Source organism: Streptosporangium lutulentum, from assembly GCF_030811455.1.
GTDB classification, from domain to species: domain Bacteria; phylum Actinomycetota; class Actinomycetes; order Streptosporangiales; family Streptosporangiaceae; genus Streptosporangium; species Streptosporangium lutulentum.
The window spans coordinates 8,674,707-8,686,349 of record NZ_JAUSQU010000001.1; the positions used below are offsets into that span (position 1 = coordinate 8,674,707).

Consider the following 11,643-nt stretch of genomic DNA (forward strand, 5'->3'; position numbering starts at 1 on the left):
CGGTGCCGGGTCTGCGATACCAGCCTCATATTCGAGGGGGACAGGGGAACACAGGTGGGGACTTTTCAGGAAGCGACGGCGGTCGTCCGGCGTGGAGACGTCTATGAGGCCGACTTGGACCCGCAGTGGAGCGTGGGCGGGAAGTTGCACGGCGGCTATCTGCTCGCCGTGATGGGCCGCGCGGTCTGTCACGGCGGGACCAATGATCACCCGCATCCGAGCGTGGTGAGCGGGGCCTTCGTCACCGCGCCCGCGCCGGGCCCGGCCGAGATCCACGTCGAACCCCTGCGGACCGGGCGGAGCGCCACCCAGGTGCGGGCCCGCCTGACCCAGGGCGGTGCCGTCCGCATCGAGGCGTTGATCACGCTGGAGCGGCTGGACGAGGCCGATTCCTGGTGGTCCGGACTGGAGCCGGTCGACCTTCCCTCGGAGCGGGAATGCCCGCGCACCCCGCCCGAGGCGCCGGGCGGGGCCTTCCCGGTGCCGCTCATGGAGGTGATCGAGCAGCGGCTGGACCCCGGCCGCCTCGGTTTCATGTCCGGTTCGCCGTCTCGCGCAGGCGTCATCGCGGGCTGGCAGCGCCTCGCCGACGGCTCCGACTGGGACCCGCTCTCGCTGCTCGTCGCCCTCGATCCCGTCCCGTCGGTCAACTTCGACCTGGGCCTGACGGGCTGGGCTCCCACCATCCAGCTGAGCGCCTACATCCGCCGCGTCCCCGCCCCCGGACCGGTCCGCGTCCGCATGCACGCCGCCGATGTCACGAACGGGCGGATGGACGAGACCGCGTACGTCTGGGACAGCAAGGACCGCCTGGTCGCACAGGCCACTCAGCTGGCGGCGATCCGCACGCCGGGCTGAGCGGACACCGTCGACGGCGAGGTCACGGCGTCTCGGTCCTGCCGATCAGCATCCTCACACGGACGTGCTCGGTGTACGGCGCGTGCCGCTCGATCGCCTGGCGGATCAGTTCGGTGAAGCGCGGGCGTTCCTCCGGCGTGGGCAGCCTGTCGACGGAAAACGTCGAGTAGAGGCCGCCGACGATCCGGTCGAGGTCGAGGTCGCCGGTGTAGTCGAGGTCGGCCTCGACCGGCTCGAAACCGGCGGCGGCCAGGGCCGCGCCGTACCGCCGCCGGGTCGCGTCGTCGGTGCCGCAGGTCTGGGTGAGCCCGTGGCCGAGCCACTGCTCCAAGCAGCCGCGCAACGCCTGTGACCAGGCGGTGTCCTGCAACCACAACGGGGTTCCGTTGGCCACCACGGCCACGCCGCCGCCCGGCCGGACCAGCGGGACGAGCGTGCGGAACAGCCGGTCGTGATCCATCCAGTGCAGGGCCTGGCCGATGGTCACCGCGCCGACGGCCCGGTGGCCGAGCAGCGCGCCGAGCGCCGGCAGGTCGGTGTCCGTGCCGATCGTCCAGCTCGCGTTGGTGACGCCCTGCTCATCCGCGGCGCGGCGCGCCCGCCGGAGCATGTCCGGTTCCGGGTCGACGCCGGCGACCGCGCGTACCCGCCCGGCGATCGGCAGGGTCAACTGGCCGGTACCGCAGCCGAGATCGACCACCACGTCGTCCTTCGTCAGCCCGAACGCGTCCACCAGCGTGTCGATGACGGCCTCGGGATAACCCCGCCGGTACCGGTGGTAGAAGTCGGCGATCTCGCCGCGGAATCCCAGATCCATGATCGAATTCTGCTACGGAAAGCCTTACCGGGACAGCGATTCAGCCGTCGGCCTCCTGGAGGGTCTGGGTCAGGTTGACCATGTTTCCGTCAGGGTCGTGGATGTGGGCCACGCGTTCTCCCCACGGCATGTCGGTCGACGGGCCGAGCAGCCGGCCGCCGGCCGCCTCGACCAGGCCCAGCAGGCCGTCGACGTCGTCGACCCTCACGCTCAGCAGGATCCGCTGCGGTGCGGACAGGTCGGTCGTCGCCTCGTGGACCAGCCCGACCTCCGAGTCACCCAGCTTCAGGCCCACGAAGAAGGCGGGCCCGTCTTCCGGGAAGCGGCTCGCCTCCACCGCCCCGAGCAGGCGCTCGTAGAAGGCTCGCAGCCGGTCCAGGTCGGATGTGGTGATGATGGGCTGGACAGTCGTCATGCCCGCTCCTCCGGTTCGTTCGAATTGCCGTCCACGGTGATACGCCGTGGCGTCACGAAACTCATCGGTGTGAGGGAAACGGGTGCGGTGTCCGGGGGGAGTCAGCCGGAGCGCCGAACAGCGGGATCAGCCGGTCGGCGTCCAGGTAGGTGGTGATGCCACGGACCAGCCCCTCGAACACGTCGAGGAAGACCAGCCCGAAGGGGGCGTGGACCCCGTCCGGACCGGGTCTGGTCTGCCAGAACGCCGGCGAGCCGTTCGCCGCGACCGGGACGAGGCGCGCGCCCGCACAGGACGCGTCCGGATCCAGCAACGCCTGCCTGATCCGGTCGCGACCGCGAAGCCACCAGGCGAAGGGGGGCATCGACATCGTCGCGTCCTCGTGCAGCAGGGCGACGAGCGCGGTGATGTCGTGACGCTCGAACGCGGCGCAGTAGCGGGTGAGCAGTTCGCGCTGGGCGGGGTCGGACGGCCGGAACGGCTCGCCGGGCATGACGTCGACCGCTTTGAGCGTCGACCTCGCCCGCTGCAACGCGCTGGTCACCGACGCGACGGTGGTCTCCAGGAGGGTCGCGACCTCCCCGGCCTTCCATCGCAACACGTCGCGCAGGATCAGCACCACCCTCTGCCGGGGCGGCAGGTGCTGCAGCGCGGCGACGAACGCCAGGCGGATCGTCTCACGCCGCACGGCCACCTCCTCCGGATCGCCGTCCATCGGCAGCACGAGACCGTCGGGGACCGGCTGGATCCAGACCCGCTCCGGCACCGGCTCCCCGACGCTCGGTCCGGCGTCCGCCGCCCGGCTGAGATCCATGGCCAGGGCCCGGCGTTGCGTGCTGCGCAGCATGTCGAGGCAGATGTTGGTGGCGATGCTGTAGAGCCACGTACGCAGCGACGCCCGCTGCTCGTCGTAACGGTCGAACGACCGCCAGGCCCGCAGCAGCGTTTCCTGCACCGCGTCTTCGGCCTCGAAACCGGAGCCGAGCAACCGGTAGCAGTAACCGGTCAGTTCGGCCCGGAACGGCTCCAGCCGGGAGCCTTCGCCGGTCAGGGTCTCCGCCATCCCCTGACCATAGGCGCCGTCACCGACAGATCCGGGGGAGAGACCGATTCCCGGGGGAGAGACCGATGACTTTCCGGCCCCGCGCCCGTACCCATACGGGGATCACATCGTCGCCGGGCCGGCTCACGGGGGAGGGCGCGGCACGGTTCTCCCGATAGTCCCCGAAGCCGGGCGACCGGTCATGTCCCCGGACGCGCCCGCCCTCGTCCTGTCAGGACCTATCGGGTTTCCCGGTCCGGATCCACGCTGCCGATGATGTCGTGCGCGGGTGCTGTCGTCCCTGGGGAGGAAGCCGTCGGTGAAGGTGCGGGCTCGGCGAGATGGCGGACCCTCAACAGCGGGACGGCCGCGGCGAGCGTGCCCGCTACGCCCAACGCCAGGAGGGGCGGCGGTCCCCACCCCCGGATGAGTGGCCCGGCGAGGGCTCCCAGCAAATCGCCGGCCAATTCGGCCAGGCCGATGAGCAGGAGCAGCGTGCCGCCGGTACGGCCCAGCAGCCGGTCGGGCGTGATCACCTGGCGGTGACTGAGCAGGGCGACCGCGACGATCGCCCATCCGGCCCGCGGGACGATCATGCTGATCTCGTACCAGAGCGCACCCCACGCCGTGTCGGCCAGCGTGGACAGCAGCGCGAACGGCGGGGTCACCAGGGCGGTCAGCCAGGCCAGCCGGAGAACGCCGATCCGACGGTGCAGCAGCACGACCGGCAGGAGCACGGCGAGGGATGCCGCGAAGCCGGCGAGCGCCGGCCATCCCGGATCGATGCGATGGGCAAGGATCGCGGCCTGGGCCGTTTCGCGGATCGCCGCCTCGATCACTTCCTCGAACAGCGCCGGCAGCACCAGGCACAGGGCGATGGCCCGAAGCACCGGATGGGTCAGGGTGAAGCGCACGCCCTCGGCCAGTTCGCGCCGCAGACCCGACCGCGGCCCCGACGGCTCCTCCGGGGCGTCGATCCCGCGCAACAGCAACGCCGAGACCGCGAGCACCACGGCCGCGACGAGCAGGACCGGAGCCGGGGAGTCACCCATAAGGCGGTCGGACGCCAGCATGGCGCCGGGCAGGACGATCATTGGTGCGACGGTCAGCACGGTGTTCGCCGAGACCAGCCGGTCACGTCCGACGACGGTCGGCAGGTAGGCGTCATGGGCGATCGATGTCCCCTGCAGCATCCCGATGATCACTCCGACCAGGGCCACGTGCGGCCAGGTCGCCACACCCAGCCAGGTCGCGACCGGAACCGAGGCGAGCAGCACCGCCCCCAGCAGGCTCATCGCCACCAGCACCGACCGGCGCCTTACCCGGTCGATCAGCACACCGAGAGGCAGAGCCAGAAGTAGCGGCAGCAGATCCCCGCCCATGCTCGTCCAGCCGAACACGGACCCGACACTGCCGAACAGGAAGGGACCTTCGGTCAGTGCGAGGATCAGGAAGGCGTATACGGAACTCTGGACGTACACGGTGGCCCAGGAGCCCGCGCTGCCGCCGACGAAGAGCAGGAAGTGGCGCTGCCGGAACAGGCTGGGGGAGATCATCCCCGCATCCTTCACGTGACCGTCCATCACAACAAATCAGCTACAAGCTGCTGATTTCCTTGCGTCCTCGACGATCAGCGCGGGGATTCCGGTCCACCCCGGACATCAGGGGCCGGGTGGCATGTTGGTATGCCGGGTTACCGGTCGGTGACCGGGTCGTGGGAGGCCAGGCGGAGGTCGGGACGGTACCCGAGGCGGCGGGATCCCTCTTCGGCCGCCTCCATGACCGCGGGCGCGAGCCGGCTCGTGTCGGCGGGAGTCAGCCGTTGCGTCGGAGCGACGATGCCCAGGACCGCCACAAGCTCACCGGTGGCCCCGAAGACGGGCGCGCTGATCGAGGCCGCGCCGATGTCACGTTCTTCGAACGTCGCCGAATAGCCGCTTTCGCGGATCTCCTCCAGTTGCCGGTCCAACTCGTCGATGTCGACGACGGTGTGGGACGTGTGCCGGATGAGACCGTGGCTGACCGCCGCACGGCGCGCCATCGGATCGAAGGCCATGAAGATCTTGCCGGCCGACCCCGCGTGCAGGGGCATCACCATGCCCACCATGAACATCCGCATGATCACGTGGCGGGTCTCGGCCAGGCCCACCACCGTACGGAAGGGACCGTCCCGCACGTGCAGACAGGCCGATTCTCCCGTCTGATCACGCAGTCGCCGGAGCACCGGACGGGTGAGCCGCACGAGGTCCAGGCCGAAGGTTCCGGGAGCCGCCCACCGCACCAGAGCGAGACCGATGCGGTAGGTGTCCTCGTGGCGGTCCAGGAATCCCTCCCGCAGCAGGCTGTTCACCAGCCGCTGGCAGGTGCTGGAGGGCAGGCCCGTGGCCCGGGTGATCTGCTGAAGAGTCAGCTCGGGCCGCTCGACGGCGAAGCACTCCAGGATCTGGCGGATCTTGTGGAGAACCAGCACCGACGCCGTGCCCGCTTCGTCGCTCCTGCTGCTCATCACCCGTGTCTTTCTGACCGTACGGGCCGCCCGCGAAGGCGTGCCGTACGTCAATTCGAGGTGGTCGTACACAGCAAGGCTACCGGCGCGGCCGGCACGGCGGAGAGAGCGGAGTCGAGCCTGCGGCCCAGCAGCGACCGCAGGTCGTTCCGGAGAGCGACGAGTTTCCCGGTGTCGATCCCGGTGGCGACCCCCACGTGATGGAAAAGGTTGACCAGATCGTCGGTGGCGATGTTCCCGGCCGCGCCGGGGGCGAACGGGCAGCCGCCGACTCCGCCCAGCGAGGCGTCGAAGCGGCGGATGCCCAGCAGGAGCGCCTCCCAGGCGTTCGCCGAGGCCATTCCGTAGGTGTTGTGCAGGTGCAACCCGAGGGGCAGCCCCGGAAGCGCCGAGCGCACGGCGGAGACCGTTCGTCGGATGTGCCGGGGACTGGCCGCGCCGATCGTGTCGGCGAGGTGGAGCACCTCGATGCCGAACCCGGTCAGCTCCCGGGCCACGTTCACCACCGTGTCGGGGCTGGTCTCGCCGTCGAAAGGGCACACGAACGCCGTGGCGACGGTGGCTTCGATCCCTACCCGCGCCTGTGTCAGCAGCTCCGCGGCGGGGCGCAGCCGGGCGAGGGCCGCCTGCGTGGACACCCCGGCGTTGGCCTGGCTGTGGCCGTCGCTCGCCGAGACGACGAGCCGGACGTGACGGGCTCCGGCCGCCACCGCACGGCGCGCTCCCCGCTCGTTGAAGACCAGGGTGTGCAGCGCCACCGGCTCTCCGGGCCGCAACTCGCGGACCAGCCGATCGGTGTCCGCCATCTGCGGCACCCTTTCCGGGTGCACGAACGAGCCGATCTCCAGTGAGGTCAGCCCGGCGTCCACCAGCCCGTCGGCCAGCCGGATCTTGTCGTCGGTCGAGATGATCGTCGGCTCTATCTGAAAGCCGTCACGGAGCAGAACCTCGGTGATCAGGGCCTGATCGACCGTCTTCGCCACGTCACTCACTCAGATCACTCCCAGGTTCCGCAGTTTCCCGCGGTGTGCCTCGTCCGTCCCCACTTCGGCCAGTACCTCGTCGGTGTGCTCACCCAGCTCCGGCCCGAGCCACCGGACACGGCCGGGTTCCCGGGTGAACCTGGGCACGACGCCGGGGAAGACCACCTCCCGGTCCTGACCGGCGGCGATGGTCACCCGATGCCGCTCCAGCATGCCGCGAGCCGCGTAGTGCGGATCCTTGGCGATGTCGGCCGCGGTGAAGATGGGGGTGGAGGGAATCTGACCCTCCTCCAACCGCCGCAGCACCTCCTCGTGCGGCAGTTGGAGGGTCCAGGCCGAAACGGCGGCGTCCAGTCGCCCGGCGTGCCGTACCCGGCCGGCGTTGTCGGCGAGCCGTACGTCCTCGGCCAGTTCGGGACGGCCGATCACCCGCATCAGCCGTTTGAAGATGGAGTCCCCGTTGCCGCTGATCACGACGTGGCGCCCGTCGCCGCACAGGTAGGTGTTGGACGGCGCGATCCCCGGCAGCGAGCCGCCGGTCCGCTCCGGCTCGATCTGGAAGGCGCTGTAGTCAGGGGTCAGCGACTCCATCAGTGAGTAGATCGTCTCGTACAGGGCGACGTCCACCACCTCTCCCTGTCCCGTGACGTCACGGCGGTGCAGGGCGGCGAGGGCTCCGATGACGGCGTACAGGCCGGATACGGAGTCGGCGAGACTGATGCCGACCCGGGTGGGGGGCCGATCGGGATAGCCGGTGAGGTTTCTGAGCCCGCCGACGGCCTCCGCCACGCCGCCGAAGCCCGGGCGGTCGCGGTATGGACCGGACTGTCCGTATCCCGAGATGCGGACCAGGATCACGCCCGGGTTCACCTCGCGCATCCGCTCGATCCCGAGCCCCCAGCGTTCGAGGGTGCCGGGCCGGAAGTTCTCCAGCACCACATCCGAACGGCGGATCAGGTCGAGGGCGACCGTACGGCCCTCGGAGCGTTTCAGGTCCAGCGTGACGGACCGCTTGTTGCGGTTCATCACGCGGAACAGCAGGGAGGTCTCACCTTCGTGGAGCCGCCACCGGCGCAGCTCGTCTCCACCGGGAGGGCGTTCCACCTTGACGACATCCGCTCCGAAGTCCGCCATGAGGCGGCCGGCCGAGGGCGCGGCGATGAAGTTGCCCAGCTCAAGCACCCGCAGACCGCTCAGCGGCCCAGAGGCTTCCCGTCCGTTCGGACTCTGTTCGGTCATCACCGACCCCCAGCAACCCACATTGTGGTTTCTTATCCCATTATGAGGGTTGTCGACCGTATGGGTCAAATTAACAGTTGAGGGCAGATTTATGCACAAATCGGGCAAATTGCCCTTAGATTGGTCTGCAGAGGATCCTTGACCGGCCCACTGGTCACCCTCACGATGACTTGGCATCCCACGGTTTGGTTGCGGGCCGGTTCACAGCGGCGGCGACGAGCGATCACCTTCACCGCCGTCTCCATCGAAGGAACGAGATGTCAGATACCGCAGTCCTTGCCGGCACCGCGGTGGCGATCGTCGCCATCGTGGTGCTGATCGTTCGTTTCCGCGTGAACCCGGTGATCTCGCTGGTGCTCGGTTCGCTCTGCCTGGGACTGATGACCCCCCTCGGCCTGGGCAGGACCATCGAGACGATCACCAAGGGCTTCGGCGACATCATGGCCGAGGTCGGGCTTCTGATCGTCTTCGGCGTGCTGACGGGCGCGATACTGCAGGAGATGGGCGCCATCGAGCGGCTGGTCAACCGGCTGCTTCACGTCTTCGGCCCCAAACGGCTGCCGTACTCGATGTCGCTGGCCATCGGCACGCTGCTGCAGTCGATCTACCTGGACGTGCTGCTGGTGATCTCGGCCCCGTTGGCCAGATCCGCCGCGCGCCGGATCGGCCCGCTGGGCACGCCCCGGATGGCCGCCGCCATGGCCATCGGGCTCGAATGCGGCATCGTCCTCATGGTGCCGGGTGTCGGCACGCTGGCCCTGGCGGCGCTGCTGCACGTCCCGCTGGGCACGATGCTGCTCTGGGGGCTGGTACTGATCATCCCGACCGTCGTCATCTCGGTTTCGATCATGACCTTCCTGTTCCGCCGGGGATTCTGGAACAGCGCCACCGACGAGGTCGCCGCCGTCGCCGAGGAGGCCACGGCGGAGACCCTGACCACCGTGCCGGCCACCCAGGGCGCGGGAACGGTCACCCAGACCGCGGGGACGACTGCCCAGGCCGCGGGGGCGGTCACGCAGACCACGGGGACGGCTGTCCAGGGCGCGGGGACGGTCACGCGGGCTGTGGAGGCGGCCACGCAGGCCGCGGGGACGGCGTGCCGGGCGTCCGCATGGCCGGGTGCCGCGCCGGTGAGCGGCCCGGACGTCACCGAAGGACGCGACTCCGACGACACGGCAGGCGGCGAGGCGAGTGGCCCCGGCCTGCTCGTGTGCTTCGCCCCGCTCCTCGTCGCGTTGCTGATGATCGCCGTCGGCGCCGTCACCGAGGCCGTGGGCGACAAGAGCGCGGTGCTGAAGTTTATCTCGAACCCGGTGTTCGCCATGCTGATCGGGCTCATCGGCACCTTGATCGTCGGCCGCGTCGTCGTGGGCGGGAAGCGGGTGGAGACAGCCATCGCCCACGGTTTCAGGGAGAGCGGTCAGATCCTCGCCCTGACCGCGGTCGGCGGCTCCCTGGCGGCGGTGGTCGCGGCCGGCGGCCTGGGCGACATCCTCCGCGGATACTTCACCGCCCACACCTTCCTGCCGCTGCTGCTGGTCTGGCTGGTCGCCGCGGCCCTGCACATAGCGGTCGGCTCGGTCACCATCTCGGCCATCACGGCGGCAGGCATCCTCGCCCCGGTCGCGCCCGCGCTCGGCCTCGACCCGGTGCTGATCGCACTCGCCGCGGGGACCGGCTCGCTGTTCGCCGTCCACGTCACCAGCAACACCTTCTGGCTGCTGCAGTCACTGCTGGGCCAGACCACCCGTGGCACGCTCAAGACCTGCACCCTCGCCGTTTCCGTGGCCTCGATCGTGGGCATCCTCCTGCTCCTGCCGCTCAGCCTGCTGTTCTGAGGCAGGACGTGCGGCCTGTTGGCCGGACGTGGTCGGCGGGGCGCGCTCCGATTTCATAACCTGGGCGACGAGCGACCTCGGGATGGAGTTCTGGATGGCGGACCGTGGTGGAGTTTGATTCGAGCCGCCGGCTGACGGCGGCGGAGCGGCTGGTGTGCTGGACGGTGTCGCTGCTCGCCCCGGACCTGCGGAGTGTCGCGCAGGCGGAGCTACGGGCCGAGGGCCTCGATGTGATCGGACCGCCGGCCGTGACCGCGCCGACCGATGGACTCAGCGGGCGGTTGCGGTCCGCCGCCACGGTGCTCGACGGTGATGCCGTCCTGTCCGAGATGAGGAAGGCGGACTGGGCGGTGCTGGCCGCCGAGCATCGGCGGGAGCCCTTTGGCCGCGTGCAGCGCCGTGCCCTGATCGCGCGGCCCGACTGCCCCGACGCGCTGACCACCGCCCTGCTCACACCGTGGGACTCCTTCGTGGCCGGCCGGCTGGTGGCCCGGGGGCGAGGAGTTCCGCGGTGGACGTGGCAGGCTGCCCTGGCCCGGATCGGTGAGGTGCGCCCCTCTTTCCTGCGCCAGGTGCTCTCGGATGAGACGGTGGAGGAAATGATCCTCACCACGCCGCGTCTGGACCTGCTGGTCCGGGCCGTCGACGGCTACGACCACAACCATCACCGGGAAACGCGGGCATTCTGGGAGTGCGTGGGAGGGCTGCTGCGGCGCCGTCTCGGCGCCGATCGGTCGGGCTGGACGGCAGCCGCCGCGGCGTTGCCGTCCCACCCGGGGACGTTCGCGAACCTGCTCCGCCGGATCGGGAAGACGCCGACCCCGGTGCCGGCGGAGCAGGCGGATCTGCGGATCCTGGCCCAGGCGCCCGATGCGGTGCTGGCCGAGGTGGTCGCGCACCTTCCCGACGTGCTGCTGACCCACATGGAAAGGCGTGACCTGCACCCGCGACGGACCCGAGAGCACCTCATCTCCATGGTCCTGGACCGGTTCGTCGCGGCCGGAATACCCCCTCGCGGGCTCTTCGCCCGATGGGTCTACTACACCGTGTGGCGCACGCCTGCGGCACGGTCGTGGGCGCATGGGCTGGATCCCCTGCTGGATGAGGCCAACAAGCGTTCCGCCGCGTACGACGTGACACTGCGTCGGCTGCTCGCGGCCGGCTCACCGCCTTCAGGAGCGGCATCGGACCTGGTCGGCGCACTTCGGGCGTGCACCGATCCGATCGAGAGCGAAGCGTTGCTGACATCCGTACTCGGTGAGAACGGTTCGCCCCCCTGGCGCGAACTCATCGACACTCACCGCGATGCGGCATTGCCGCCGCATCTCCTGTGCACCCTGGCCGCCCGTGAGGGCTTCCCCGAAACACTCGCCCGGGCGCTACCCGCCGACCTGCTCCCCCTGCTGGCCGGTCAGAGCCCGGCGGCCGCGCGCGTCGCCGTGACCGCACCGCACCGCATCTACGACTCTCAGGGGCTTTTCCACCGAATCCGCGCCGCGCGAGTCGTCACCGACGAAGAACTGCCGGCGATGAGTCGCCCCGCCAGGGAAATCCTCCGGTACGCCTCCACGCTTCCCGCCCCCACGTCCTCGTCCTCGTCCGACGGCGAGCACGGCGATGACCTCATCGATCACTGCGCTCGGCTGTTCGACACGGCCGCGCGGTCGGCGCCTGCGGGGTTCTGGCCGGCACTGCTCAAGCTACTGCCGGCGTTCGAGGGCACGCTCCCGGAACTGCTCGACGCCGCTGCCGCACCTTCTCACCCGTCCCACGCGCAACGACCGGGCGACAACGCCGACGGCTGACGTACTTTCTGGACGTTCGGATACGCCGGTCTGAAATCACCTGGATCCGAACGTGCGGGCCATCGCGTCCCGGTCGTTCATGTTTGTCAGCGATCAGTCCCACCACGTTGCCGAGCTGTAGCACGTTGTTCAGGTCCCGT

10 protein-coding genes are annotated in these 11,643 nt (G+C 69.9%); 3 read left to right on the forward strand and 7 right to left on the reverse strand.

Annotated features, from left to right (window positions below):
* Positions 1 to 54 precede the first annotated feature (54 nt).
* Positions 55 to 858 (forward strand): thioesterase family protein, encoded by an 804-nt coding sequence (locus J2853_RS39160; RefSeq protein WP_307566262.1) that lies wholly within the window; start codon positions 55 to 57, stop codon positions 856 to 858.
* A gap of 22 nt (positions 859 to 880) precedes the next feature.
* Here J2853_RS39160 and J2853_RS39165 read toward each other — a convergent pair whose 3' ends face one another.
* The 7 genes from J2853_RS39165 to J2853_RS39195 all read right to left on the reverse strand — a co-directional run bounded on the left by J2853_RS39165 (position 881) and on the right by J2853_RS39195 (position 7,860).
* Complete coding sequence (locus J2853_RS39165) at positions 881 to 1,675, reverse strand: class I SAM-dependent methyltransferase (protein ID WP_307566263.1); 795 nt, start codon at positions 1,673 to 1,675, stop codon at positions 881 to 883.
* Between the two features lie 40 nt (positions 1,676 to 1,715).
* On the reverse strand, positions 1,716 to 2,090 hold the full coding sequence (locus tag J2853_RS39170) for a VOC family protein (RefSeq protein WP_307566264.1): 375 nt from the start codon (positions 2,088 to 2,090) through the stop codon (positions 1,716 to 1,718).
* Positions 2,091 to 2,151: 61 nt separating this feature from the next.
* Positions 2,152 to 3,153 carry a sigma-70 family RNA polymerase sigma factor gene (locus J2853_RS39175; RefSeq protein WP_307566265.1) on the reverse strand — a complete coding sequence of 334 codons (1,002 nt, stop codon included), beginning with the start codon at positions 3,151 to 3,153 and terminating at the stop codon, positions 2,152 to 2,154.
* A gap of 218 nt (positions 3,154 to 3,371) precedes the next feature.
* Positions 3,372 to 4,688 carry an MFS transporter gene (locus J2853_RS39180; protein WP_307566266.1) on the reverse strand — a complete coding sequence of 439 codons (1,317 nt, stop codon included), beginning with the start codon at positions 4,686 to 4,688 and terminating at the stop codon, positions 3,372 to 3,374.
* A 137-nt stretch (positions 4,689 to 4,825) separates the two neighbouring features.
* Positions 4,826 to 5,638 carry an IclR family transcriptional regulator gene (locus J2853_RS39185; protein WP_307566267.1) on the reverse strand — a complete coding sequence of 271 codons (813 nt, stop codon included), beginning with the start codon at positions 5,636 to 5,638 and terminating at the stop codon, positions 4,826 to 4,828.
* Between the two features lie 50 nt (positions 5,639 to 5,688).
* Positions 5,689 to 6,630: a hydroxymethylglutaryl-CoA lyase gene (locus tag J2853_RS39190; RefSeq protein ID WP_307566269.1), complete on the reverse strand. Its 942-nt coding sequence runs from the start codon at positions 6,628 to 6,630 to the stop codon at positions 5,689 to 5,691.
* Positions 6,631 to 7,860, reverse strand: coding sequence for a CaiB/BaiF CoA transferase family protein (locus J2853_RS39195; RefSeq protein ID WP_307566271.1), 1,230 nt, complete (start codon positions 7,858 to 7,860; stop codon positions 6,631 to 6,633).
* A gap of 257 nt (positions 7,861 to 8,117) precedes the next feature.
* On the opposite strand from J2853_RS39195, the gene J2853_RS39200 reads away from it, so the two are divergent.
* Both J2853_RS39200 and J2853_RS39205 read left to right on the forward strand, forming a co-directional pair.
* Complete coding sequence (locus tag J2853_RS39200) at positions 8,118 to 9,698, forward strand: GntP family permease (RefSeq protein WP_307566273.1); 1,581 nt, start codon at positions 8,118 to 8,120, stop codon at positions 9,696 to 9,698.
* 107 nt (positions 9,699 to 9,805) lie between these two features.
* Positions 9,806 to 11,503 (forward strand): hypothetical protein, encoded by a 1,698-nt coding sequence (locus J2853_RS39205; RefSeq protein ID WP_307566275.1) that lies wholly within the window; start codon positions 9,806 to 9,808, stop codon positions 11,501 to 11,503.
* Positions 11,504 to 11,643: the final 140 nt, after the last annotated feature.

Excerpts from the sequence above, each read along its gene's own strand:
- J2853_RS39165 (WP_307566263.1), bottom strand. The coding sequence starts at position 1,675 with ATGGATCTGGGATTCCGCGGCGAGATCGCCGACTTCTACCACCGGTAC.
- J2853_RS39170 (WP_307566264.1), bottom strand. The coding sequence starts at position 2,090 with ATGACGACTGTCCAGCCCATCATCACCACATCCGACCTGGACCGGCTG.
- J2853_RS39175 (WP_307566265.1), bottom strand. The coding sequence starts at position 3,153 with ATGGCGGAGACCCTGACCGGCGAAGGCTCCCGGCTGGAGCCGTTCCGG.
- J2853_RS39180 (WP_307566266.1), bottom strand. The coding sequence starts at position 4,688 with ATGATCTCCCCCAGCCTGTTCCGGCAGCGCCACTTCCTGCTCTTCGTC.
- J2853_RS39185 (WP_307566267.1), bottom strand. The coding sequence starts at position 5,638 with ATGAGCAGCAGGAGCGACGAAGCGGGCACGGCGTCGGTGCTGGTTCTC.
- J2853_RS39195 (WP_307566271.1), bottom strand. The coding sequence starts at position 7,860 with ATGACCGAACAGAGTCCGAACGGACGGGAAGCCTCTGGGCCGCTGAGC.
- J2853_RS39200 (WP_307566273.1), top strand. The coding sequence starts at position 8,118 with ATGTCAGATACCGCAGTCCTTGCCGGCACCGCGGTGGCGATCGTCGCC.